This window comes from Sphingomonas japonica (assembly GCF_006346325.1).
Lineage (GTDB): Bacteria > Pseudomonadota > Alphaproteobacteria > Sphingomonadales > Sphingomonadaceae > Sphingomonas > Sphingomonas japonica.
In genome coordinates, this window is the sequence record NZ_VDYR01000001.1 from 2097484 (window position 1) to 2120395 (window position 22912).

Consider the following 22912-nt stretch of genomic DNA (forward strand, 5'->3'; position numbering starts at 1 on the left):
AAGCCTAGGCTCCCGCCGTTTCGGCCTTTGACCGCGCCGCGAAGCTCTTGCGCAACTTCTGCAGCTTGGGCGGGATCACCGCCATGCAATAGGGGTTCCGCTGCCCTTCGCCCGACCAATATTCCTGATGATAGTCCTCGGCCGGATACCATGTCGCGAGCGGCTCGATCGTGGTGACGATCGGCTGGGGCCAGTTGGCAGCGTTGCGCTCGATCGCGGCCCTGGCTTCCTCTTCCTGGCCGGCATCGTGCGGAAAGATCGCCGAGCGATACTGCGTCCCGACATCGTTCCCCTGGCGGTTGAGCGTCGTGGGGTCGTGGGTCGCAAAGAAGATATCCAGCAGCTCCGCATAGCTGATTTGGTCGGCATCGAACGTCACGCGGATCGCCTCGGCATGGCCGGTAGTGCCCGAACATACCTGCTTGTAGGTCGGATTTTCGGTCGTGCCGCCGATATAGCCGCTCTCGACCTTTTCGACGCCGATCACGTCGTTATACACCGCCTCGGTGCACCAGAAGCAGCCGCCGGCCAATGTTGCGGTTTGGGTCGTCATCGTCGATCTCCTCGTTCGGGGACGAGATAGGGTGGGAAGCGCGAATGTCCAAAGGCAGCATCCTCATCACCGGCGGGGCCGGCTATATCGGCAGCCACGCGGTGCTCGCCGCGCTCGATGCCGGATGGGACGTGGTTGTCGTCGATAATCTCGTCACCGGCTTCGACTGGGCGGTCGATCCGCGCGCGACCCTGGTCCGGGCGAATATCGAGGACGATGCGGCGGTGCGCGGAGCGATGCGGGAGCATGGCGTCATCGCCGTCATGCACTTCGCCGGATCGGTGGTCGTGCCTGAATCGGTGAGCGATCCGCTCAAATACTACCGCAACAACACCACTGCCTCGCGCAGCCTGATCGAGAGCGCGGTGGCCTGCGAAGTGCGGCATTTCATCTTCTCGTCGACCGCCGCCACCTATGGCATTCCCGACAGCGTGCCAGTACGCGAGGATGCGCCCAAGCATCCGATCAATCCCTATGGGATGTCGAAGCTGATGACCGAGGCGATGCTGGCCGACGTCGCCGCCGCACACCCGATCAACTACGCGGCGCTACGCTATTTCAACGTCGCGGGTGCCGATCCCGAGGGGCGCTCGGGCCAGTCGACCGCAGGCGCCACCCACCTGATCAAGGTCGCGGTCGAGGCGGCGACCGGAAAGCGCGGGCATGTCGATGTGTTCGGCAGCGATTTCGCCACCCCCGACGGTACCGGGGTGCGCGACTATATCCATGTCAGCGACCTTGCCGATGCGCATGTCCACGCGCTCGATCTGCTGGTGGCAGAGCCGGCGAAGAGCCACACGCTGAACGCGGGCTATGGCCGCGGCTATTCGGTGCTCGAGGTGCTCGATGCGGTGGATCGCGCGACCAATGTCACCATCGAGCGGCGCTTGCAGGGGCGGCGCGCGGGCGATCCCGATGCGCTGATCGCGGACAACGCCGCGATTCTCGCCGCGCTGCCGTGGCGGCCGCAGCGCGACGATCTCGACGCCATCGTTGCCGACGCACTGGCGTGGGAACGCACGCTGGCCGAACGAGGATAGTCGAGCCGCCGCCCTGGGGAAGCGGGCGGCGGCTCGTCCCCCGTTACAGCTGGAATCGCGCCGTAACGCGGATATCGCGTCCGGCGAGCGGCGCGAAATCCTTGAGGAAGCTGGCATGGCGGCGCGCTTCGACATCGAACAGGTTGTTCGCCGACAGCACCAGGCTGGTGGCGTTGTCGCGCCCGAACGGACGAAAGGCGAGCGAGGCGTTGACCATCGTGTAGCCGTCGGTCGGCAGTTCGAAATCGGAGACGCGATCCTGTTCGAACACATGCTCGACTTCGGCGCGCGCGGTGAACTGCGTCAGCGTGCCTTCCAGCCCGCCGAGCACGCGCAGCGGCGGGATGCGCGGTGCCGGGCCGGCGCTGTCGATATCGGCATGGACATAATCGCCCAGCGCATCGGCGCGCAGCGTGAAGGCATCGCCGCGGATCAGGTTCGCTGCGGCCTCGACCTCGAACCCATAGATTTTCGCATCCGACTGCGCATAGACGAACACCGGAAGTTCGTCCGCCTCTTCACCGGTCGCCGACTGATAGATGTAATTGTCGAACCAGTTGTAATAGGCGGCGGCGGCAAAGCTGAACGCGTCCGATCCGCCCTTGAGCGTCGCTTCCAGTCCCCAGCTCGATTCCTTGGCGAAATCGGGATCGCCGATCTCGAACGCTTGCGTTCCCGCATGCGGGCCGTTGGCGAACAATTCCTCGGCCGATGGCGCGCGCTCGCTGCGCGATCCGTTCAGGCCGATGCGGATACCGTCGGCGATCGCGTAGCTCGCGCCGATCGAACCCGAAAACGCATCGAAGCTGCGATCGAGGTCCGGATTGCCCAGATCGGCATCGGCGGACGCCGAGACGTTGGTTTTCTCGTAGCGTGCGCCTGCTTCCGCCTTGAACGGACCAAGGTCGAACGCCTGCAGCGTGAACAGCCCGAACTGTTCGGTGTTGTTCAGCGGGACGAACTTCTCCTCGCCGACCGCTTCGAAGCGGCGCAGGAAAAACTGACCTCCGATGGCGCCCTGCCAGTTGCCGCGCTGTGCCTGGACCAGTTCGAGCCGTCCTTCATAGCCCTGGTTGGTGAAGGTCGTCCCGATCTCTCCGGTCGGCTCGATCTCGTCGTGTCGGTAATCGGCAGCGCCGAGCCGCAGGCGGATGCGATCGAGAAAGCCGCCGCCGGTCTCGATCTCCCCGCGAATGTCGAGGCGGGTCTGGCGCAGGTCGAGGCGGACCTCCTCGTGCGCGTGGCCCTCCTCCTCATGGTCGTTCTCTTCGCCATCGCCATGATCGTGATCCTCGCCTTCCTCGTGCTGGAATTCGAGGCGCGGAGGAATGCCATAGAGGCTTTCATAGTGGCTGACCGAGAAGCCCAGATGCCCGCGATCGGTGACGACCGAAAGGCCGCCGGCGACTTCCCAGGTCTCGGCCGCACTGTTGTCGAGCGTACCGCGACGCTCGGCATTCTCGCGCACCTCCGCCTCGTCGCTTCCCGCCGCGATTGCGCGCAGTTCGGGTGCGAGCAGATAGCCGCCGGTGCGCAGATTGCCGGTCTTGGTATAGCTGCCATCGGCGTGCGCGACGATCTTGCCGCCGATCGGCACGTCGAGCGACGCCGAGCCGGAGCGCTCTTCGGCTGCCGAACCATAAGTGGCGATGCCGTCGAGATGCAGCGGCGACTCGGGCATACGGCGCGCGATTCGGCTGTCGATGACGTTGACGACGCCGCCGATCGCCGACGATCCGAACAGCAAGGCCGCGGGGCCGCGCAGCACCTCGATGCGCTCGGCGGTCAGCGGATTGATGACCGGCGCGTGATCGGCCGACGCGGTCGAGGCATCGATGCTGCCGATGCCGTCGGTCAGGATGCGGACGCGGTCGCCCTGGAACCCGCGCAGGACCGGACGCGAGACGCTGGGCCCGAACGAACTGGCAGACACGCCGGGCTGACGCGCAAGCGTATCGCCGATCGACGGCCGGATGTCGCGGGTGAGCTCGAGGCCGGAAACCACCGACGTTCCCGACAGCACATCGACCTGATTGCGCCGAAACGGGGCGGTGATGATGATTTCCTCATCTGCCTCGGCATGGACGGCGTCATCCTGCAAGGGCGGGTCGGCCTGTTGGGCGAGCGCGGGTAGCGGAGCGAGGGCAGTGGCGGCAAGCAAGATGGTACGGAGCATAAGCGGTTCCCTGAAGCGTCCGCAGCGCCCTAAACGGGATGATATAAAGTAACAAGGGTGTTTGCCGCGTCGCAGCACCATTTTGCCGACCGGCGGCGTGTCGACTGCGCACCGCTGTTCAGGAAAGCGGTTCGTCGACCTCGCCCGGCGCTTCGATCGCGTGCCGCCGCTGGAGCGCGCGCGCGACCAGCGAGCACAGCGCCGCCCAGGTCGCGCCGACGCACCAGCCGGCCAGCACGTCGCTTGGCCAGTGCACGCCCAGATAGACGCGCGACCCGCCGATCAGCAGCGTCAGCCCGATCGCCACCAGGATCAGATAGGCGCGCACCCTTCGCCCCTGCTCGGCGCGCGCCAGCAGCGTACCCAGCGTAAGGTATGTCACCGCGGCATTCATGGCATGGCCGCTGGGAAAGCTGGTCGAGCTGACCTCGACGAGATGGACGACGAGGTCGGGACGCGCGCGTTCGAACACGTCCTTGAGCAGCACGCTCAGCAGCGCCCCGCCCGCGATCGCCGCGGTCAGCAGCGCCGCGGTCGACCATTTGCGCGCCGCGATCAGATAGCCCGCGGCGATCGCGGTGACGATCGTGAGCACGCTGACGCCGCCGAGCGCAGTCACGTCGATCATCGCGCCGCGCAGCCAGGCGGGGCCGACCGGTATCGATGGGTCGGCGGCGCTGCGCAGTCCCTGCAATATCCAGCGGTCGACGGCGATGGTGTCCCCTTCGCCAACCTCGGACGCGAGTTCCAGAAATGCGAAGCTGCCCAGCGCCAGCGCAAGGAACGCGATCAGGATGCGGCTGTCGACGCGGTGGTGGTTTATGATGCGATCCAGCAAGGGGGGCATGGCGTGGTCTCGCATCCGGGACAGGACGATGCACTACGCGCGGCGCTGGCGCCGGTTCATTTCCGGCTTCGTCCGGGCGCGAGCGGCGGCAAGATGGTGAGCCCTGCTGGGTTCGAACCAGCGACCTACTGATTAAAAGTCAGTTGCTCTACCGACTGAGCTAAGGGCCCGACCGAGGAGCGACCTAGGCGCGGGGTCGCGCGCGGTCAACCGGGCGCGCGCGGGCGAGGCGCGCGGCCAGCTGGCGGACGGTCAGGCGGCTGACCGGATCGCGCCAGTCCGGCGCGGCCTGCATCAGCGGGACCAGCACGAACCCCCGCTCGCGAAACGCCGGGTGCGGCACGATCAGGCCAGGGCTGGCCCAGCACCCCTCGCTCCACAGCACGATGTCGAGGTCGAGCACGCGCGCGCCCCAGCGTCGGCCGGCGCGCCGCCCGAACCGCCGCTCGATCGCCTTGAGCCGCCGCAGCAAGGCGTCCGGTGCCTCGTCGCTCGCCACGATCGCCACGGCATTGGCATAGCGCCGCATCGACGGGCCAAGCGGCGCGGTATCGGCGATCGGCGACGCGGCGGTGACCTTTCCGAGCGCAGCGAACGCAGCGCGGACTATCGCGTGCGGCCGCCCTGCCCGGCCCGGCCGGTTCGATCCGATCGCGATCGCATAGCTTGCCTTGGTCACGCCGCAGCGCCTATCGCGCGGCGATGTTCGCGCCAAGCCCGATCCCCGAAACCGAACCGCCGCGCGATTGCCCGCGCTGTCCGCGTCTCGTCGCCTTTCGCCACGAACTGCGCGCCGAATATCCCGATTGGTGGAACGCGCCGGTCAACGCATTCGGCGATCCCCAGGCCTGGCTCGGCATCATCGGGCTCGCGCCGGGCAAGCACGGCGCCAACCGCACGGGCCGCCCGTTCACCGGCGACCATGCCGGGCAATTGCTGTTCGACACGCTCGGAAAATTCGGGCTGGCGAGCGGGACGTACGAAGCGCGGCCCGACGACAGCCTGGCGCTGACCGGCGCGATCATCATCAATGCGGTCAAGTGCCTGCCGCCGCAGAACAAGCCGACCCCGGAGGAAATCCGCACCTGCCGCCCGTTCCTCGAGGGCCAGATCGGCGTTCTGCCCCGGGCGCGCATCTTCGTCGCGCTCGGCCAGATCGCGCACCAGTCGGCGGTCAAGGTGCTCGGCGGCAAGCTGCCCAAGGCCAAGTTCGGACATCTCGCCGAACACCGCATGCCCGACGGCCGCATCCTGATCGATAGCTATCACTGCTCGCGCTACAACCAGAATACCGGACGGCTGACGCCGGAAATGTTCGAGGCGGTGTTCGCCCGGGCGATCGCAGTGCGCGAGGCGATGTCCAGATAACCGCGGCGTTCGCGCTACTTCGCCACCGCATCCATCGAGTAGGGACGCGCTTCCGGGCCGGTCGCCCACTGCTTGTCGGGCGTCGCCTGCATCGTGAAGCGCAGTTCGCCGCCCGCCATTATTTCGCTATGGCGGATGAACGCGCGGTCGAGCGGTTTCCCGTTGAGGGTCACTCCGCCGATATAGGCGTTCGCCTCGCTCAGCCCCTCCGCCACGATCGCGAAGCGTTTGCCGTCCGGCAACGCCAGCTCGGCACTCTCCACGAACGGCCGCCCGATGACATATTCGAGGCTGCCCGGCGCGACCGGATAGAAGCCCAATCCCGTGAAGAACAGCCATGCCGACATCTGGCCGAGATCGTCGTTGCCCGACAGCCCGTCGGGGGTCGGCTGGTACTGGCTGGCGACGATCTGGGTCAGTCGTTCCTGCGTCCGCCACGGTGCGCCGGCGTAGTTATAGAGATAGGCGACGTGGTGGCTGGGCTCGTTGCCGTGGATATACTGGCCGATCAGTCCGGCAATATCCTCGGCATGGCTGTAGTCGATGCCAGACATGTCGTAATCGAACATCGCATCGAGCTTGGCGACCGCGGCCGCGTCGCCGCCCATCAGGGCGAACAGGCTGGCCTGATCGTGCGGCACGAACCAGCTATATTGCCAGGCATTGCCCTCGGTATAGTCCGAGCCATAGTTGATCGCGGTCGGGTCGAACGGGGTACGGAACGCGCCGTCGCTCTTGCGCGCGCGGACGAAGCCGGTTTCGGGATCGAAACTGTTGCGCCAGTTGCTCGCGCGCTTGGCAAAGGTCGCGGCAACGTCCGTGCGTCCCATCGCCTGCGCCATCCGCGCGATCGTCCAGTCGTCATAGGCATATTCGACGGTCTTCGACGCTGCCTCCGGCTCGCGGTCGATCGCGACATAGCCCAACTTCATATAGTCGCCGAGCCCGCCATAGGGCGCGTAGGTCGCGCTGGCGACCATGGCATCGAGCGCAGCGTCGGCATCGAAGCCCCGCACGCCCTTCAGATAGGCGTCGGCGATCACCGGAACCGCGTGATAGCCGATCATCGTCCATGTCTCGCGGCCTTGGAACGCCCATATAGGCAGGATGCCGTCGGGGCTGACCTGCTGGCTGGCGATCAGCGAACGGACGATATCGGTGCTGACCGCCTCGGGCTGGACCAGCGTCAGCAGCGGATGCTGCGCGCGGAACGTATCCCACAGCGAAAAGGTCGAGCGGTAGGCGAAGTCCTTCGACACATGCACCGCATTGTCTGGACCGCGCCACCGCCCGTCGGCATCGCCCGCGACCGACGGCGCGATCAGGCTGTGATAGAGCGCGGTGTAGAGGTTCTTGCGCATCGGCGCTGGCGCTGTGATCTCGACGCGGCCGAGCGCCTCCTCCCAAGCCTTGCGCGTCGCGGCGTGGACCGTATCGAAATCGCCCGGCTCGCTGTCGAGATTGGCGATCGCCCCTGCCTCGTCGACCGAAGAGATCGCGACGCGCACCTCCAGCGGGCGATCGAGCCGGCCGAAATCGAAGCGCGCGACCAGTGCCTGCCCCGACCGCTCGGCCAGCGCATCGCTGCCGCGGCCCGGCCCCTGGAAACCCTTATACGCGACATCCTGCTCGGTACTGACGAACGCATGGCCGGCAAGCGGCTGCGAGAAGCGCATGGCGAAATGGAGCTTGCGGCCCGCCGCCCAGCCGCGCGTCTCGCGCGATCCGGTGATCGTCCCGTTGGGCCAGCGCCGGACCGACGACCACAGGATCTTGCCGGCATAGTTGTAAAGCGACGAGCGCAGGTCCAGGACCAGATGCGCGGCCTTGCCCTTGGGAAAGCGGTAGCGGTGAACGCCGACCCGCGTCCCCGCCGTCATCTCAGCGCGGACTCCGGCATCGTCCAGCGTCACCGCATAATAGCCCGGCCTCGCTTCCTCGCGCTCATGGCTGAAGCGCGAGCGATAACCCGATCCAGGAATCTTGGCATCGCCGGGTTCGATCGGAACCATGTCGCCCGCGACCGGCATGACCAGAAAATCGCCCAGGTCGGAATGGCCCGATCCGGAAAAATGCGTATGGGAAAATCCCTGGATCGTCGGGTCGTCATGGCGATAGCCCGCGGCGTGGTCATAGCAGTCGCGGATCGTGCAGCCGGTATCGGTGTCGGGGCTGAGCTGAACCATTCCGAACGGCGCGACGGCGCCGGGAAAGGTATGCCCCTCGCCGCCCGTACCGATGAACGGGTCGACCTCCTCATAGCCCTGCGCGGCGAGCGGCGCGGCGGCGATCAGGAGCAACAGCGCGGCGAACGTGCGGAAGTACTGCATGGCTGGGTTGGTGCCAGCAACTACCCGAAATGGAAAGCGTCAGCGTGCGTCGAATGCCGCGAACTCGTACGCGATCGACCCCTCGACCAGCGTTTCCCAGAGATCGGCGACGATGGCTTCGGGAATGTCGTGCCGCCGCGCTTCGGCTCGGACATTGGCGATCACCGCCGCCTTGCGGGCTTCGTCGCGCACCGCCGCGCGGTCCGGCTTGATGCGCGCGGCGGCGTCCATATAGGCGAAGCGACGGGCGAGCAGCGCGACCAGCTCGCGGTCGGTGGCATCGACGCCCGCGCGCACCTCGGCCATCGTCGTGCAATCAGGTCCGGATAGGATCGTCGTCATGGCAAGCCCCCTAGGGTGCCGTCCCCTTGCCTGTCCAGCTTGACTCGGCACCCCCCTGGCGCTACCCGCGCGCCTTCGTGATCGGCCCCGCATTCCCGGTGAAGCGGCGGCCCTGCCCTGATCCTCCGATCAATCCGCAGGCGATGACCGGGAAAGCGATCGAGCCCTTTGAGGGTTTGGTCAACGTTATTGGCAATTGCAAAGGAACTATCATGTCGAAGCGCTCCAGCGCCAAGTACAAGCTCGACCGCCGCATGGGCGAGAATATCTGGGGTCGGCCCAAGTCGCCCGTCAACAAGCGCGAATACGGCCCCGGCCAGCACGGCCAGCGCCGCAAGGGCAAGGTGTCGGACTTCGGCATCCAGCTGCGCGCCAAGCAGAAGCTCAAGGGCTATTACGGCGACGTCACCGAAAAGCAGTTCAAGCGCGCCTATACCGAAGCCGCGTCGATGAAGGGTGATACCTCGCAGAACCTAATCGGCCTGCTCGAGCAGCGGCTCGACATGGTCGTCTATCGCGCCAAGTTCGCGCCGACCGTGTTCGCCGCGCGCCAGATCGTCAGCCACGGCCACATCCGCGTCAACGGCGTCAAGTGCAACATCGCGTCGCGCAAGGTGAAGCCGGGCGACGAGATCACGTTGGGCAGCAAGGCGCAGCAGATGGCGCTGATCATGGAAGCGCAGAGCCTGGCCGAGCGCGACATCCCCGATTACGTCGCGCCGGACGGAAACGCCAAGATCACCTTCACCCGCGTCCCGACGCTCGACGAAGTGCCGTATCCGGTGAAGATGGAACCGAACCTGGTCGTCGAGTTCTATTCGCGCTGACACGACCTCGAACCAAGTCAAAGGGGGCGGCTTCGCAGGAAGCTGCCCCCTTTTTCGTATCCGGGGTTCGACATCGAAGTCGCAGGCGATAGGGTGGCTGCGCGAACTGGCGGGAGGCGGGTATGCGTGACTTAAGATCGATCGGACTGTTGGTGCTGGTCCTTGGCGGATGCGCCATGTCCACCGCCCCCGACCCGTCGACCGGCGCCGCAACCGCGATCCCGATCGAACAGTTCAAGGACGGCGTGCGGGAACTCTCATCCGACGCCTTCGAAGGGCGCGCGCCGGGGACGCCGGGCGAAGAGAAGACGCTCGCCTGGCTTACCAAGAATTTCGCCGCGGCCGGACTTCAGCCTGGCAATGACGGAAGCTGGTTCCAGGACGTGCCGCTGGTCGAGATCACCGCGAGCGGCATCACCCCGCTGACCTTTAGCGGCGGGAGCGAAGCGCTCTCGCTCAAACCCGGCAGCGACATGGTCGTCACCACCAACCGGGTGACGCCGCGCATCGACGTGACGAACAGCCCCGTCGTGTTCGTCGGTTACGGCATCACCGCGCCCGAACGCGGCTGGGACGATTATGCCGGCGTCGATGTGAAGGGGAAGAGCGTCGTCATCCTGGTCAACGATCCCGACTGGGAGACACAGGGGACGACCGGCATCTTCAACGGCCGGGCGATGACCTATTACGGCCGCTGGACGTACAAGTTCGAGGAAGCCGCGCGCCACGGCGCCGCCGCCGCGCTGATCGTCCACCAGACCGAGCCGGCGGGCTATGGCTGGAATGTCGTCGAATCGAGCTGGAGCGGACCGCAGCAGGTCGCCGACGCCGCCGATGGGCATATGGACGCGACCAAGGCCAATGGCTGGATCCAGCTCGACCAGGCCAAGCGGCTATTCGCGAGCGCCGGGCAGGATTTCGACAAGCTGGCGGCAGCGGCCAAGGTCAAGGGGTTCAAGCCGGTGCCGCTGGCCGGCGTGCAGGCGTCGGTCGCCTTCGACAACGCCATCCGCAAGCACGCGTCGAAGAACGTGATCGGCATCCTGCCCGGCACGCAGCGCCCCGACGAGGTCGTGCTCTACACCGCGCATTGGGATCATCTCGGCCGCTGCGGGGCCGCACCCGACGGCGACGATATCTGCAACGGTGCGATCGACAACGCGACCGGAACCGCAGCGCTGGTCGCGCTCGCCAAGGCCAACGCCGATGCCGGGGCGACGCCGCGCAGCCAGGTGTTCCTCGCGGTCACCGCGGAGGAGTCGGGGCTGCTGGGATCGGCCTATTATGGCGACAATCCCGTCTATCCGCACGGACGGACGGTTGCGGGCGTCAACATGGACGCGCTGTCGATGGCGGGGCCGGCCAGAAACGTGATCGTCGTCGGCAAGGGCAAGTCGCAGGTCGACGGCTATCTCGACCGCGCGCTGGCGGAGCAGGGCCGCGTCGCGACTGCCGAGCCGACTCCGGAAAAGGGCTTTTATTACCGGTCCGACCATTTCAGCTTCGCCAAGCATGGCGTGCCAATGCTGTACTTCGAAGGCGGCGACGATCTCGTCCGCGGCGGCAAGACTGCGGGAGCGGCCGCGGCCAAGGCATATGAGGAAGGCGCCTATCACGGCCCCAAAGACGAATATGATCCGAACTGGGACTGGACCGGCGTCGAGCGCGACCTGATGCTCTATTACCGGGTTGGACGCGCCCTCGCCGAGACCGATGCCTGGCCGAACTGGGTGGAGGGCGACGAGTTCCGCGCGATCCGCGACCAGAGCCGCGCCGGGCGATAACGCCCGCTTTTCGCGTGCCCGGCACTGCGCTACATCGCGCCTTATGACGCTTCCGCCTCCCGCCGAATGGGCGCCGCATGCCGCCGTGTGGATCGGCTTTCCCAGCCACGCCGATGTCTGGGGTCCGCCGCTCGACGGGGCGCGTGCCGAGACGGCGGCGTTCGCCAACGCCGTCGCCGATGGCGGGCGCGGGGAAAAGGTGCTGCTGGTGGCAGCCGATGACGAAGCGGCGGCGGCGGCGGCGCTGCTCGTCGACGGCCATGTCAAGGTGATCGTCGAGCCGTTCGGCGACGTCTGGCTGCGCGATACCGCGGTGATCGTCACCGGCGACGGCAGCGCGCGCGACTTCGCCTTCAACGGCTGGGGCGGGAAATACGATTTTCCGGGCGACGACGATATCGGCGCGCGGCTGGCGCGGCGGCAGGGCATCGCCTTCACCTCGTCGGACTGGTTCCTCGAGGGCGGGTCGATCGACGGCGACGGTACCGGGCTGGCGGTGACCACCGAGCAATGCGTGCTCAATCACAATCGCAATCCCGGCATGTCGCAGGGCGCGGCTTCGGAAAAGCTGCATGCCGATCTGGGGTTCGACCGCATCCTGTGGCTCGGCAACGGTCTGGTCAACGACCATACCGACGGGCATGTCGACAATCTGGCGCGCTTCGTCGGGGTCAATCGGCTGGCGATCCCGAGCCCTGAGGACAACGACCCCAACTGGCTAATCTATCTCGACGCGGTCCGCCGCGCCGAGGCGTTCGGGATCGAGGTCGTGCGCATCCCCTCGCCCGGCCGCGTGCTGGTCGACGAGGAAGTGGTGCCGGCGAGCTACATGAATTTCTATATCGGCAACCGTGTCGTCGCCGTGCCGACCTATGGCATGCCCAACGACGATGCGGCGGTGGCAGCGGTGCAGGCGCTGTTCCCGGATCGCAAGGCGGTGGGCTTGCGCGCCGACGACATTCTGACCGGCGGCGGCAGCTTTCATTGCATCAGCCAGCAGATTCCGCGGATCTAACTCCATGAACCAAGTCACCGTTGCCGCGATGCAGCTTGCCTTCACCGCCGATATCGATGCCAACATCGCCGCGGTCAGCGACCTGGTGCGCGAGGCCAGGGGCAAGGGCGCGCAGGTCGTACTTCCGCCCGAACTGTTCGAGGGCGAGTATTTCTGCCGCACCGAGGAGGAGGAATGGTTCGCGACGGCGCGCGCCGTCACCGAGCATCCCGTGGTACTGGCGATGCAGCGACTGGCCGACGAGCTCGATCTTTACATCCCGACCAGCTTCTTCGAGGCGGACGGGCCGCACCACTATAACTCGCTGGCGATGATCGGCCCCGACGGGGCGGTGCAAGGGGTCTATCGCAAGAGCCACATTCCCGACGGACCGGGCTATGAGGAGAAATTCTATTTCCGCCCCGGCAATACCGGTTTCAAGGTTTGGGACGGCCCGCAGGCAAAGCTCGGCGTCGGCGTGTGCTGGGACCAATGGTATCCAGAGGTGGCGCGTGCGATGACGTTGATGGGCGCCGAAATCCTGTTCTATCCAACCGCGATCGGCGCCGAACCGCACGATGCGACGCTCGACACGCGGCACATGTGGCGGCGCGCGATGATCGGTCATGCGGTGTCGAACGTGATCCCGATCGTCGCATCGAACCGCATCGGCACCGAGCATGGCCAGACATTTTACGGCCACAGCTTCATCTGCGACGAGTTCGGCGAGATGCTCGCCGAATTCGGGGCGGAGGAGACCGGCGTGCTGACGGCGACCCTCGACTTGGCGCGCGTCAGGAAGAACCGCGCGGGCATGGGCTTCTTCCGCGATCGGCGGCCGGAATTGTACCGGCGGCTGGTCGAGGACGTCTGAAGCGTTCCGTTTTCGTTCGATCGGCGCTAGACCCGTGCGGATGCCCGCGGTCCGCAAGATCCTGCATGTCGACATGGACGCCTTCTTCGCGTCGGTCGAGCAGCGCGACGATCCGGCCTTGCGCGGCCGCCCGGTCGCGGTCGGGTCGGCGGCGGCGCGCGGGGTGGTCGCGGCGGCCAGCTATGAAGCGCGCGCGTTCGGCGTGAAGTCGGCATTGCCGTCGGTCACCGCGCTCAGGCGCTGTCCCGACCTGATCTTCGTGCCGCCGCGCTTCGACGTCTATCGCGCGGTATCGCGCCAGATCCACGCGATCTTTGCGGAATATACCGACCTGATCCAGCCGCTGTCGCTCGACGAGGCGTATCTCGATGTCACGACCAATCTGCGCGCGCTGCCGACGGCGTGGGCAACCGCCAAGGAAATCCGCGCGCGCATCCGCGATACGCTCGGGCTGACGGCGTCGGCGGGGATTTCATACAACAAGTTCCTTGCTAAGCTGGCGTCGGATCATCGCAAACCGGACGGGCAGTTCGCGGTGACGCCCGACATGGGCGCAATATGGGTCGAGACGCTCCCGGTCGCGCGCTTCCACGGCGTGGGGCCGGTGACAGCGGCGAAGATGGCGCGGCTGGGGATCGTCACCGGGGCGGACCTGCGCGCGCAGTCCCTCGATTTCCTGCGCGCGCACTTCGGCAGCGCTGCCGAATGGTATCATGCGATCGCACGCGGCATCGACGATCGCCCGGTCAATCCCGACCGCGTCCGCAAGTCGTCGGGATCGGAGACGACCTTCGACCGCGACCTGATCGCCGACGCGGACATCCTCGAAGGCGTACAGCGCATGGCCGACGAGGTGTGGGCTTGGTGCGCTGCCCGGCAAGTCTTCGGGCGCACGGTGACGATCAAGGTCAAATATGCCGACTTCCGCCAGATCACGCGCAGCCGCAGCTATCTGGCGCCGATCGACAGCGCGGCGAAACTGGCAGACGCCAGCGCGGCGCTGACCGCGTCCGTCCTGCCGACGCCGCAGGGCATCCGGCTGGTCGGCGTGACCGTGTCGAACCTGACCAGCGAGCGCGAACCGTCCGGCACGCTCCCGCTGTTCGGCGCGGACTAGCTCAGAACGGCACGTCGTCGTCGAGATCGTCGGGAAAGTCGTTCATCGGCCGCTGGCCACCGCGCGCCGCACCGCCGCCCCGGCTCGATCCCTGACCCGCGAACGAATCGCCGCCAGCTCCCCAGTCGTCGCCACCCCGCGAACCGCCGCCCTGGCCGCCGCCACCGCCAGCGCCCGGCGCGCCATCGAGCATGGTCAGCACGCTGTTGAAGCCCTGCAGCACGATCTCGGTCGAATATTTGTCCTGGCCTTGCGCATCCTGCCATTTGCGGGTTTGCAGCGCGCCCTCGATATAGACCTTGCTGCCCTTGCGCAGATAGCGCTCGGCGACGTTGGCGAGGCCTTCGTTGAAGATCGCCACCGAATGCCATTCGGTCTTTTCCTTGCGCTCGCCGGACATCTTGTCCTTCCACGATTCGGACGTGGCGATGCGCAGGTTGACGACCTTGCCGCCGTTCTGGAAGGTCTTGCTTTCGGGATCGCGGCCGAGATTGCCGACCAGGATCACCTTGTTGACGCTGCCCGCCATCGACTTTTCCTCCTACAATCCCAACGCGACCGCGGCCCAATAGGTCGCGCCTGCGGCGATGTAGGCCAAGGCGAACAGATAGCCAACCATCAGTGCGGGCCAGCGCCACGAATTCGTCTCGCGCCGCGCCACCGCGATCGTCGAGATGCATTGCGGCGCGAACACGAACCACATCAGGAAAGCGAGCGCGGTCGGCAGGCTCCAGCGCGCCTGCAGCCGCTCGCGGATCGACGCCTGCCCGGCCTCGCCTTCGGGATCGTCGATCGCATAGACGGTGCCGATCGCCGCGACCGCCACCTCGCGCGCCGCCATCGCCGGGATCAGCGCAAGCGCGATGTCGCGGTTGAAGCCGATCGGCGCGACGACCACCTCCAGACCGTTGGCAATGCGCCCGGCGACCGAATAATCGACCGGCGACACGGCGCTTCCCTCGGGCGGCCTGGGGAAGCTGAGCAGCGCCCACAGGATGATGGTGGTGACGAGGATGATCCCGCCTGCGCGCTTGAGGAAAATCTCTGCGCGCTGCCACAGCCCGAGCAGAAAATCGCGCGGCCGCGGCAATTGATAGCGCGGCATCTCCATCATGAAGCCCGAAGACGCACCCTTGGTCACCGTGCGGCGCAGCACCAGCGCGGCGACGAACGCGCCGACGATGCCGAACAGATACAGCGCGAACAGCACCAGCCCCTGCAGCCCCACGCCCGGCAGCACGCTGCGGTCGGGAATGAACGCGGCGATGATGATGGTATAGACCGGCAGCCGCGCCGAGCAGGTCATCAGCGGGGCGATCAGGATCGTGGTCAGCCGGTCCTTCTCGTCGTCCATCGTCCGCGTCGCCATGATGCCCGGAATCGCGCACGCAAAGCTCGACAGCAGCGGGATGAACGCGCGCCCCGACAGCCCGACTCCGGCCATTACCCGGTCCATCATGAACGCCGCGCGCACCATGTAGCCCGAAGCCTCGAGCGCGAGGATGAACGCGAACAGGATCAGGATCTGCGGCAGGAACACCACCACCGCGCCGACGCCGGCAATGACGCCGTCGACGATCAGCGACTGGAAGAACCCGTCGGGCAGGACCGCTGCCGCCCCCTCGCCCAGCGCGCCCATGCCCCCCTCGATCCAGCCGATCGGCGCTTCCGACCACGCGAATACCGCCTGGAACATCACGAACAGGATGCCGAGCAGCAACGCCATGCCGAAGATGGGGTGCAGCGCGATGCGATCGATGCGATGCGTCCAGCGCCGCGTCGCGGTCTCGCTGACGGTGGCCGTCACGGCCAGTTCGCGCGCGCGGCGCTGCAGGACGATGATGTCTTCGGGCACGCCGGCGCTGCTGCGCAGGCGTGTCGCCTGGCCAAGCGTGCGGAGTTGCTCGCCGAGCCGCGCGCACAGATCGTCGAGGCCGCGCCTGCGCACCGCGACGGTCGGCACCACCGGCACGCCCAGCGCATGTTCCAGCGCGGCAGCGTCGAGCACCAGCCCGTCGCGTTCGGCGAGATCGATCATGTTGAGCGCGATCACGATCGGCGTGCCGAGTGCGATCAGCTGCAGGGCGAAGCGCAAATGATTGTCGAGATTGCCGGCGTCGACGACGACGATGATCGCATCGGGCAGCCGCTCGCCCGCCTGTGCGCCGGTAACGACGTCGCGCGTCACCTGTTCGTCGGGGCTCGACGGATCGAGGCTGTACGCGCCGGGCAGGTCGACCAGCTCGACCGGACGCCCGTCGGCCAGCGCCATCCGCCCGGAATGGCGCTCCACCGTGACTCCGGGATAATTGCCGACCTTTTGCCGAGCACCGGTCAGCGCGTTGAACAGCGCGCTCTTGCCGGCATTGGGATTGCCGACCAGCGCTACCAGGGGAGCCGGGGTCACGGGCTGGCGGTCAGCGGATCAACCGGCGAGCGGTGCGACGCGAATCGCCCCGGCGACGTGGCGGCGCAGCGCCACCGTCATCCGCCCGATCCGGCACGCCACCGGGCCAGCGCCCAGCGATGCCTTATGCAGCAGTTCGACTGTGACCCCCTCGTCGAGCCCGAGTTCGCGCAGGCGGCGCGCCTCGGCGACGGTCAGGCCGGGCCAATCGATGCCGGTGACGGTCGCGCGTTCGTCGCGGCGAAGTTGCGCGAGATTGCGCATCGAGAGGGGATCGTGCAGCGCCATTTGCGACTGACTATCAATAACTGCGACAAGATACTAGCCCTGTCGTCACGATCGTCACACCACGGGATAGCGCAGCCGTCCGATGAAGCGCGACAGGCTCGGGCGATACTGCGCCTGGCCGATCAGCTTGGCCTTGGTCTTCTCGAAGCGCATGATCCCTTCGATGCGCCGCGCCAGGAACGCGCGGGTATCGGCGAACCCTTCACTCTCGTCGTCGAGGAATATGGTGACCGTTGCCCCGTACACGCCGCCCAGGATCGCGCGCTTGGAGTAGTGATTGTAATCGGTGGCGGTATCGCCGGCGAGCCGCCACATCAGGTCGGCGCTGCGCCAGCCCAGCTTGAGCGCGCGCGCGACATTCTGCGGCATCGCCAAGATCGCCAGCGCGCGGCGCAGCGCTTCGCGGTCGGGCGCGAGCGCATCGAGCCGTGCCTCGACCAGGGCGGCGATCTTGTCGCGGATTTTCATCGCGGCCAGTTGCTCGGCGGGGAGCGCGGCGAGCATTGCGCGGTCGATGCTGGCGAACCAGGCGTCGATCATGTCCACCGCGCCGCCCGACACGGCCAGGCGGGCGACGTCGCTATCGACCCCGGCCTGCGCCGCCGCGGCATCGACCGCCTTGACGCTCCACCCGTCGAATGCGGCGTTCCGCGCGATCAGCGGCGCCAGCGCGGCGCGGATCTCGTCGAGCGTGGCATCGGACAGGTCGGTCATCGGGTTATCTCCTGGGCGAAGATTTAGTCTGCGAACCGACCGGCGCAAGCTGGACCGGGGTGCGCCCGCCGAGCCGCACCAGCACCAACGCCACCGCGACGAGCAGCGCTCCCGCCGCATCGGCCGCCGCCAGCCGCTCGCCATAGGCGATCCACCCGATCGTCGCCGCCACCACCGGCTGCAGCAGCAGCGCCAGCCCGACCACGATCGGCGAGAGATGCCCGAGCGCATAGATCATCAGCCCCTGACCCAGCAGCTGGCTGACCACCGCCAGCAGGATCAGCGGCGTCCAGTCGGTCGGCACGATCGCCTCGCCGAGCAGCAGCGCGACCGCGAGCAGCGGCAGCACCGTCATCAGCGACGACAGCGCCAGCGCGGGCAGCGGCGCCATCACCGCCCGCGCGCGCGCCATGAAGATGAAATAGACCGCATAGAGGATGCCCGCGAGCAGCGAGAACAGATCGCCGACCAGATTCTGCGGCGACAGCTCCGCCGATCGCCCCATCAACAGCCCCGCCCCGATCGCGGCGAGCAGCAGCGCCACGCCCTGGCTGCGGCTGGGCCACGCGCGCGCGATCAGGAACCCGTAGATCGGGTAGATGAAGGTCGCCGAATTGCCGAACAGCGTGGCGTTGGCGAGCGTGGTGCGCACGATCCCGAAATGCCAGCTCCCCAGATCGGCGGCAAAGGCGATGCCGGCGATGACGAGCACGCCCCACAGCCCGCGTACGCCGGCAAATGCCGGCTTGCCGCGCGCCATCACCGCCGCCACGACCAGCAGCACCGGCACCGCCAGCGCGATCCGCCAGAATGCCGCGGCGACCGGGCCGGTATCGGCCATGCGCACGAACCACGGCCCGAACGCCAGCGCGATATTGGCCACGACCACCGCGATCAGCGGCCCGAGGGGCGTGCCGCTTTGGCCGGGCGTAGTTTTTGTTGAGCCGTCGCCGTGATGCATGTCGCCCTCTAGCGCCCTATCTCGCGGCCTGCGATCCGAAATCACGAGGAAATTTCATGCCCAGCTTGTTCGACCCGATTCAGCTCGGCGCGATTTCCGCGCCGAATCGCGTATTGATGGCGCCCCTAACCCGCGGCCGCGCGACCCAGGAGCATGTGCCTACGGCGATCATGGCCGACTATTACGCGCAGCGCGCGTCTGCCGGCCTGATCATTTCCGAGGCGACCGGCATCAGCCGCGAAGGGCTTGGCTGGCCATACGCTCCGGGTCTGTGGACGCCCGAACAGGTCGAAGGCTGGAAGCCGGTGGTCGAGGCGGTCCACCAGGCCGGCGGTCGTATTGTCGCCCAGCTGTGGCATATGGGGCGGATCGTCCATCCCGACTTTCTGGACGGCGCCGCACCGCTCTCGTCCTCGGCCACGACCGCTCCGGGATCGGTGCGCACCTATCTGAGCGGCGGCGAAAAGCGGCCCTATGGCCAGGCGCGTGCCGCGACTCTCGACGACATCGCCCGGGTGCTCGACGATTACAGCAAGGCGACGCGCAACGCCCGCGAAGTCGGGTTCGACGGCGTCCAGCTCCACGCCGCCAATGGCTATCTGATCGACCAGTTCCTGCGCGATGGCGCCAACCAGCGCGACGACGACTATGGCGGCTCGGTCGACAACCGCACGCGGCTGCTGCGCGAGGCAGTCGATCGCCTGATCGCCGAGATCGGTGCCGACCGCGTCGGCGTGCGCTTTTCGCCCAATGGCGACACGCAGGGCGTGATCGACAGCAATCCGGAAAGCGTGTTCGTGCCTGCCGCGCAGTGGCTCGGCGAGCGAGGCATCGCCTTCCTCGAACTGCGCGAACCCGGCCCCGACGGTACCTTTGGCAGCACTACCCAGCCGCGCGTGTCGCCCGCTGTGCGCAAGGTGTTTGATGGCCCGCTGGTGCTCAACCAGGATTATCGCGGCGCCGAAGCGCAGGCGGAGCTCGACGCTGGCAATGCCGACGCGATCGCGTTCGGACGGACCTTCCTTGCCAATCCGGATCTGCCGGAGCGGCTGCGGACCGGCGCGGTGCTGAACGAGGACGATGTGAAGACCTGGTATTCGCGCGGCGTCGAAGGATACACCGACTATCCCGCGCTGCAGACTATCGCGGCGTAAGCGCGGGCGTCCCTCCGGCCGACGCGCCGGGGGGACGCTCCTTCACGCGTCCGGGCGCGACCAGATCCAGGTGCCGCTGATCACCGCAATCGCCGCCGGGATCGCACCCCACGGCATCGGCACGAAAATCAGCCCCAGCACGCCGCTTCCGGCCAGCATCACGCTCGAAATCAGCTTGCCCCGCCGCGGGATCGCGCCGTTGCGGCGCCACGCATGGATATGCGGGCCGAAATGTGGATGATCGAGCAGCCACGCCTCGAACTTCGGGTTCGACCGCGCGAAGCAGAAGGCGGCGAGGATCACGAACGGCACCGTCGGCATTACCGGCAGGAACGCGCCGATGAAGCCGAGGATCAGCGCGACGATGCCGCCGATCAGATAGAGAATGCGCGCCACGCGATCGGTCCTGCCACCGCTCCACGCGATTGGCGAGGGTATTTGCGACTCAATCGCGGGTTCGGTTTCGCCACTGCTCGGCAGTCTGGCCCCAGGCATCGACGGTTTCGTGCTCATAGGGCGCAGGCAGGCTGACCCGGCCGCCATTGGTCGATCCCAGTCGCCGTGCCAGCGCGATCGAGCGCGCATTCGCCGGATCGATGGTGTGGATGATATGCCTCCAGCCGAGGATATCGACGGCATAGTCCATGCATGCCACCGCCGCCTCGTGGGCATATCCACGTCCGGCGCTGTCGCGCGCCAGGCCCCAGCCGACTTCGGTCCCCGGCCAGCCTTCGGGCTGCCACGGCCCGATCCGGCCGATCCAGCGCCCGGTCGCGCGCTCGATCACCGAGAACATCGCGAAACCCTTGATATCCCACGCCCCGCGCATCGCGCACAGGTCGCGCCACGCCTGGCTGCGCGGCTTGGTCCCGCCGATGAAGCGCATCGTCTCCTCGTCGGCCGACATCTCCGCCCAGCCATCAAGGTCGCTCGTCTCGGGCAGGCGAAGCACCAGGCGCTCAGTGAACAGCACCGGCCCGTTCATGCAAGACGCGTCCGCAGCTCCAGCATCGCGATCGCCGCCTTGGCTGCTTCGCCGCCCTTGTCCTTTTGCGCCGGATCGGCGCGCACCAGCGCCTGCGCCTCGTCCTCGACGGTCAGGATGCCGTTGCCGATCGCGATGCCGTCCATCGACAGTGCCATCAGGCCGCGCGCGCTTTCGCCCGCGACGATCTCGAAATGATAGGTCTCGCCGCGAATGACGACGCCAAGCGCGACATAGCCGTCATACATCCCGCTCTGGTCGGCGAGCGCGACCGCGGCCGGGATTTCGAGCGCGCCGGGGACCGTGATCGTTTCCGACTCATGCCCTGCCGCTTTCAGCGCCGCCCGCGCGCCGCTCAGCAGCATGTCGTTGAGGCCGCCGTAGAACCGTGCCTCGACGATCAGGAATTTCGCCATCAGTCCGCTCCCGTGATCGGCCGTTCGCCGACGATGCTGAGGCCATAGCCGTCTAGGCCGACCAAGGTGTGATGGGTGTTGGTGAGCAGCACCATGTCGCGCACGCCAAGTTCGGTGAGGATGGTCGCGCCGACGCCATAGTCGCGCAGCTCGTCCATGTCCTTGGCCGCCAGCCTGCCCTCGCGCGCCTGAAGCGCCATCGTATAGGCATCGATGCGGGTCGGCGTGATCACCACGACGACGCCGGCGCCGGCCTCGCCGATCTGCTCCATCGAACGCTGCAACAGCTTGCCGCGCGGGCCCTGCTCACCGAAAATGTCGCCGAACGGGGTAAGCGCATGCATCCGCACCAGCGTCGGTTTCGCCGGGTCGATGCGCCCCTTGACCAGCGCGACCTGCTCGGTCCCCGTGGCCTTGTTCCAGAAGGTCATCGCCGTCCAGTCGCCGCCCCATTGGCTGGTGAAGCGCGCCTCGGCTCGTTTCTCGACGAGATGGTCATGGCGGCGGCGATAGGCGATGAGATCGCGGATCGTGCCGATCTTGAGCTTGTGGAACTGCGCGAAGGCGACGAGGTCGTCCATCCGCGCCATTTCGCCGTCGTCCTTCATGATCTCGCAGATCACGCCCGACGGGTTGAGCCCGGCGAGCCGGGCGACATCGACCGCAGCTTCGGTATGACCGGCGCGGACCAGCACGCCGCCGTCGCGTGCGACCAGCGGAAAGACGTGACCGGGGGTGACGATCTCGTCCTTGCCCTTCGACGCATCGATCGCGACGGCGATGGTACGCGCGCGGTCGGCGGCGGAAATTCCGGTGGTAACGCCATCGCGTGCCTCGATCGACACGGTGAACGCGGTTTCGTGGCGGGTGCCGTTGTGCCGCGCCATCAGATCGAGGCCAAGCGCCTGGGTCCTCTCCTTGGTCATCGCCAGACAGATCAGCCCGCGGCCATAGCGCGCCATGAAGTTGATCGCATCGGGCGTCGCCATCTGCGCAGGGATGACAAGGTCGCCTTCATTCTCACGATCCTCGTCGTCGACCAGCACGAACATGCGGCCGTTGCGTGCCTCGTCGATGATCTCTTCGGGCGACGACAGGAAGCCGTGGGCGAGGCGGGCGATTTCAGGCTGTGGCACGAAGCTGCTCCATGCGTTGCAGATAGCGGGCGAGCACGTCGATCTCGAGATTGACCGACTGGCCAGGTGCCAGATCGGCAAAGGTCGTGACCTGCGCAGTATGCGGGATGATGTTGAGGCCGAAACGGACACCGCCAGGAACATCCTCGACGGCGTTGACGGTCAGCGACACGCCGTCGACGGTCACCGATCCCTTGGCGGCGACATAGGGAGCGATTTCGGGTCCGGCGGCGACGACGACGCGGTGCGATCCGCCTTCGGCATCGACCGATTCGATCCGGCCGACGCCATCGACATGCCCGGTGACGATATGCCCGCCCAGTTCGTCGCCGACGCGCAGCGCGCGTTCGAGGTTGAGGCGGCGGCCCACGCTCCACATGTCGGCGGCAGTGCGCGACACGGTTTCGGCCGACACGTCGAACGCCACTTGCCCCGGCGCCTTGCCGACGACGGTGAGACAGACGCCCGAACATGCGATCGACGCGCCAAGGTCGATCGCGGCGGTGTCGTATCCGGTCGCGACATGAACGCGCCGGTCGCCGCGATCCTCGATGCGGTCGATGGTGCCGATGTCGGTGACGATGCCGGTGAACATGGAT

24 protein-coding genes and 1 tRNA gene are annotated in these 22912 nt (G+C 67.0%); 8 read left to right on the plus strand and 17 right to left on the minus strand.

Going from position 1 to position 22912, the window contains the following annotated elements; all coding sequences use genetic code 11:
- Window positions 1–4: 4 nt before the first annotated feature.
- Entirely contained in the window at window positions 5–553 is a 549-nt protein-coding gene (gene msrA, locus FHY50_RS10245; RefSeq protein ID WP_140048332.1) for a peptide-methionine (S)-S-oxide reductase MsrA, read from the minus strand.
- 44 nt (window positions 554–597) lie between these two features.
- Here msrA and galE point away from each other — a divergent pair, with 44 nt between their 5' ends.
- Entirely contained in the window at window positions 598–1593 is a 996-nt protein-coding gene (galE, locus tag FHY50_RS10250) for a UDP-glucose 4-epimerase GalE (protein ID WP_140048333.1), read from the plus strand.
- 43 nt (window positions 1594–1636) lie between these two features.
- On the opposite strand, the gene FHY50_RS10255 is transcribed toward galE, so the two are convergent.
- The 4 genes from FHY50_RS10255 to folK all read right to left on the minus strand — a co-directional run bounded on the left by FHY50_RS10255 (window position 1637) and on the right by folK (window position 5295).
- Window positions 1637–3769 carry a TonB-dependent receptor gene (locus FHY50_RS10255; protein ID WP_140048334.1) on the minus strand — a complete coding sequence of 711 codons (2133 nt, stop codon included), beginning with the start codon at window positions 3767–3769 and terminating at the stop codon, window positions 1637–1639.
- Between the two features lie 118 nt (window positions 3770–3887).
- Window positions 3888–4616 (minus strand): phosphatase PAP2 family protein, encoded by a 729-nt coding sequence (locus FHY50_RS10260; protein WP_140048335.1) that lies wholly within the window; start codon window positions 4614–4616, stop codon window positions 3888–3890.
- 94 nt (window positions 4617–4710) lie between these two features.
- Window positions 4711–4786: transfer RNA gene (locus FHY50_RS10265), tRNA-Lys, on the minus strand.
- Window positions 4787–4800: 14 nt separating this feature from the next.
- On the minus strand, window positions 4801–5295 hold the full coding sequence (folK, locus tag FHY50_RS10270; RefSeq protein ID WP_140048336.1) for a 2-amino-4-hydroxy-6-hydroxymethyldihydropteridine diphosphokinase: 495 nt from the start codon (window positions 5293–5295) through the stop codon (window positions 4801–4803).
- Window positions 5296–5318: 23 nt separating this feature from the next.
- Here folK and FHY50_RS10275 point away from each other — a divergent pair, with 23 nt between their 5' ends.
- Window positions 5319–5984, plus strand: a complete 666-nt coding sequence (locus tag FHY50_RS10275) for a uracil-DNA glycosylase (RefSeq protein WP_140048337.1) — start codon at window positions 5319–5321, stop codon at window positions 5982–5984.
- Between the two features lie 14 nt (window positions 5985–5998).
- Here the strand turns inward: FHY50_RS10275 and FHY50_RS10280 are convergent, their stop codons facing one another.
- Window positions 5999–8314, minus strand: coding sequence for a GH92 family glycosyl hydrolase (locus tag FHY50_RS10280; protein WP_140048338.1), 2316 nt, complete (start codon window positions 8312–8314; stop codon window positions 5999–6001).
- A 39-nt stretch (window positions 8315–8353) separates the two neighbouring features.
- Window positions 8354–8656 (minus strand): chorismate mutase, encoded by a 303-nt coding sequence (locus FHY50_RS10285; protein ID WP_140048339.1) that lies wholly within the window; start codon window positions 8654–8656, stop codon window positions 8354–8356.
- Between the two features lie 212 nt (window positions 8657–8868).
- Between FHY50_RS10285 and rpsD the strand changes: the two genes are divergently transcribed.
- From rpsD to dinB, 5 genes are all read left to right on the plus strand, one after another.
- Window positions 8869–9483 carry a 30S ribosomal protein S4 gene (gene rpsD / locus FHY50_RS10290; RefSeq protein ID WP_140048340.1) on the plus strand — a complete coding sequence of 205 codons (615 nt, stop codon included), beginning with the start codon at window positions 8869–8871 and terminating at the stop codon, window positions 9481–9483.
- Between the two features lie 122 nt (window positions 9484–9605).
- On the plus strand, window positions 9606–11267 hold the full coding sequence (locus tag FHY50_RS10295; RefSeq protein WP_140048341.1) for a M28 family metallopeptidase: 1662 nt from the start codon (window positions 9606–9608) through the stop codon (window positions 11265–11267).
- Window positions 11268–11310: 43 nt separating this feature from the next.
- Window positions 11311–12282 carry an agmatine deiminase family protein gene (locus FHY50_RS10300; protein ID WP_140048342.1) on the plus strand — a complete coding sequence of 324 codons (972 nt, stop codon included), beginning with the start codon at window positions 11311–11313 and terminating at the stop codon, window positions 12280–12282.
- A gap of 4 nt (window positions 12283–12286) precedes the next feature.
- Complete coding sequence (gene aguB, locus FHY50_RS10305; RefSeq protein WP_140048343.1) at window positions 12287–13135, plus strand: N-carbamoylputrescine amidase; 849 nt, start codon at window positions 12287–12289, stop codon at window positions 13133–13135.
- Between the two features lie 40 nt (window positions 13136–13175).
- Window positions 13176–14252 carry a DNA polymerase IV gene (dinB, locus tag FHY50_RS10310; RefSeq protein ID WP_140231148.1) on the plus strand — a complete coding sequence of 359 codons (1077 nt, stop codon included), beginning with the start codon at window positions 13176–13178 and terminating at the stop codon, window positions 14250–14252.
- A gap of 1 nt (window position 14253) precedes the next feature.
- Here the strand turns inward: dinB and ssb are convergent, their stop codons facing one another.
- The 5 genes from ssb to FHY50_RS10335 all read right to left on the minus strand — a co-directional run bounded on the left by ssb (window position 14254) and on the right by FHY50_RS10335 (window position 18622).
- Complete coding sequence (ssb, locus tag FHY50_RS10315; RefSeq protein ID WP_140048344.1) at window positions 14254–14781, minus strand: single-stranded DNA-binding protein; 528 nt, start codon at window positions 14779–14781, stop codon at window positions 14254–14256.
- A gap of 12 nt (window positions 14782–14793) precedes the next feature.
- A complete protein-coding gene (gene feoB, locus FHY50_RS10320) occupies window positions 14794–16659 on the minus strand; it encodes a ferrous iron transporter B (protein WP_140048345.1) in 1866 nt (621 codons plus the stop codon).
- Between the two features lie 18 nt (window positions 16660–16677).
- Window positions 16678–16923, minus strand: coding sequence for a FeoA family protein (locus FHY50_RS10325; RefSeq protein WP_244935339.1), 246 nt, complete (start codon window positions 16921–16923; stop codon window positions 16678–16680).
- Between the two features lie 78 nt (window positions 16924–17001).
- A complete protein-coding gene (locus tag FHY50_RS10330) occupies window positions 17002–17781 on the minus strand; it encodes a COQ9 family protein (RefSeq protein ID WP_420030885.1) in 780 nt (259 codons plus the stop codon).
- Window positions 17666–18622 carry a DMT family transporter gene (locus FHY50_RS10335; protein ID WP_140048348.1) on the minus strand — a complete coding sequence of 319 codons (957 nt, stop codon included), beginning with the start codon at window positions 18620–18622 and terminating at the stop codon, window positions 17666–17668. Before FHY50_RS10335 ends, FHY50_RS10330 begins: the two co-directional genes overlap by 116 nt.
- Before the next feature lie 56 nt (window positions 18623–18678).
- On the opposite strand from FHY50_RS10335, the gene FHY50_RS10340 reads away from it, so the two are divergent.
- Window positions 18679–19776 (plus strand): alkene reductase, encoded by a 1098-nt coding sequence (locus FHY50_RS10340; protein ID WP_140048349.1) that lies wholly within the window; start codon window positions 18679–18681, stop codon window positions 19774–19776.
- Window positions 19777–19818: 42 nt separating this feature from the next.
- Here the strand turns inward: FHY50_RS10340 and FHY50_RS10345 are convergent, their stop codons facing one another.
- The 5 genes from FHY50_RS10345 to FHY50_RS10365 are packed head-to-tail and all read right to left on the minus strand — an operon-like array spanning window position 19819 to window position 22908.
- Window positions 19819–20172: a YbaN family protein gene (locus FHY50_RS10345; RefSeq protein WP_140048350.1), complete on the minus strand. Its 354-nt coding sequence runs from the start codon at window positions 20170–20172 to the stop codon at window positions 19819–19821.
- 49 nt (window positions 20173–20221) lie between these two features.
- Complete coding sequence (locus FHY50_RS10350) at window positions 20222–20761, minus strand: GNAT family N-acetyltransferase (RefSeq protein WP_140048351.1); 540 nt, start codon at window positions 20759–20761, stop codon at window positions 20222–20224.
- Complete coding sequence (gene ribH / locus FHY50_RS10355) at window positions 20758–21177, minus strand: 6,7-dimethyl-8-ribityllumazine synthase (RefSeq protein WP_140048352.1); 420 nt, start codon at window positions 21175–21177, stop codon at window positions 20758–20760. Before ribH ends, FHY50_RS10350 begins: the two co-directional genes overlap by 4 nt.
- Window positions 21177–22313: a 3,4-dihydroxy-2-butanone-4-phosphate synthase gene (gene ribB, locus FHY50_RS10360; RefSeq protein WP_140048353.1), complete on the minus strand. Its 1137-nt coding sequence runs from the start codon at window positions 22311–22313 to the stop codon at window positions 21177–21179. Before ribB ends, ribH begins: the two co-directional genes overlap by 1 nt.
- Entirely contained in the window at window positions 22300–22908 is a 609-nt protein-coding gene (locus tag FHY50_RS10365) for a riboflavin synthase (RefSeq protein WP_140048354.1), read from the minus strand. Before FHY50_RS10365 ends, ribB begins: the two co-directional genes overlap by 14 nt.
- Window positions 22909–22912: the final 4 nt, after the last annotated feature.

Excerpts from the sequence above, each read along its gene's own strand:
- msrA (WP_140048332.1), bottom strand. The coding sequence starts at position 553 with ATGACGACCCAAACCGCAACATTGGCCGGCGGCTGCTTCTGGTGCACC.
- galE (WP_140048333.1), top strand. The coding sequence starts at position 598 with ATGTCCAAAGGCAGCATCCTCATCACCGGCGGGGCCGGCTATATCGGC.
- FHY50_RS10255 (WP_140048334.1), bottom strand. The coding sequence starts at position 3,769 with ATGCTCCGTACCATCTTGCTTGCCGCCACTGCCCTCGCTCCGCTACCC.
- FHY50_RS10260 (WP_140048335.1), bottom strand. The coding sequence starts at position 4,616 with ATGCCCCCCTTGCTGGATCGCATCATAAACCACCACCGCGTCGACAGC.
- FHY50_RS10275 (WP_140048337.1), top strand. The coding sequence starts at position 5,319 with ATGTTCGCGCCAAGCCCGATCCCCGAAACCGAACCGCCGCGCGATTGC.
- FHY50_RS10280 (WP_140048338.1), bottom strand. The coding sequence starts at position 8,314 with ATGCAGTACTTCCGCACGTTCGCCGCGCTGTTGCTCCTGATCGCCGCC.
- FHY50_RS10285 (WP_140048339.1), bottom strand. The coding sequence starts at position 8,656 with ATGACGACGATCCTATCCGGACCTGATTGCACGACGATGGCCGAGGTG.
- rpsD (WP_140048340.1), top strand. The coding sequence starts at position 8,869 with ATGTCGAAGCGCTCCAGCGCCAAGTACAAGCTCGACCGCCGCATGGGC.
- FHY50_RS10295 (WP_140048341.1), top strand. The coding sequence starts at position 9,606 with ATGCGTGACTTAAGATCGATCGGACTGTTGGTGCTGGTCCTTGGCGGA.
- FHY50_RS10300 (WP_140048342.1), top strand. The coding sequence starts at position 11,311 with ATGACGCTTCCGCCTCCCGCCGAATGGGCGCCGCATGCCGCCGTGTGG.
- aguB (WP_140048343.1), top strand. The coding sequence starts at position 12,287 with ATGAACCAAGTCACCGTTGCCGCGATGCAGCTTGCCTTCACCGCCGAT.
- dinB (WP_140231148.1), top strand. The coding sequence starts at position 13,176 with ATGCCCGCGGTCCGCAAGATCCTGCATGTCGACATGGACGCCTTCTTC.
- ssb (WP_140048344.1), bottom strand. The coding sequence starts at position 14,781 with ATGGCGGGCAGCGTCAACAAGGTGATCCTGGTCGGCAATCTCGGCCGC.
- FHY50_RS10325 (WP_244935339.1), bottom strand. The coding sequence starts at position 16,923 with ATGCGCAATCTCGCGCAACTTCGCCGCGACGAACGCGCGACCGTCACC.
- FHY50_RS10330 (WP_420030885.1), bottom strand. The coding sequence starts at position 17,781 with ATGCGGCGGGAGCGCTGCTCGTCGCGGTGGCGTTGGTGCTGGTGCGGC.
- FHY50_RS10335 (WP_140048348.1), bottom strand. The coding sequence starts at position 18,622 with ATGCATCACGGCGACGGCTCAACAAAAACTACGCCCGGCCAAAGCGGC.
- FHY50_RS10340 (WP_140048349.1), top strand. The coding sequence starts at position 18,679 with ATGCCCAGCTTGTTCGACCCGATTCAGCTCGGCGCGATTTCCGCGCCG.
- FHY50_RS10350 (WP_140048351.1), bottom strand. The coding sequence starts at position 20,761 with ATGAACGGGCCGGTGCTGTTCACTGAGCGCCTGGTGCTTCGCCTGCCC.
- ribH (WP_140048352.1), bottom strand. The coding sequence starts at position 21,177 with ATGGCGAAATTCCTGATCGTCGAGGCACGGTTCTACGGCGGCCTCAAC.
- FHY50_RS10365 (WP_140048354.1), bottom strand. The coding sequence starts at position 22,908 with ATGTTCACCGGCATCGTCACCGACATCGGCACCATCGACCGCATCGAG.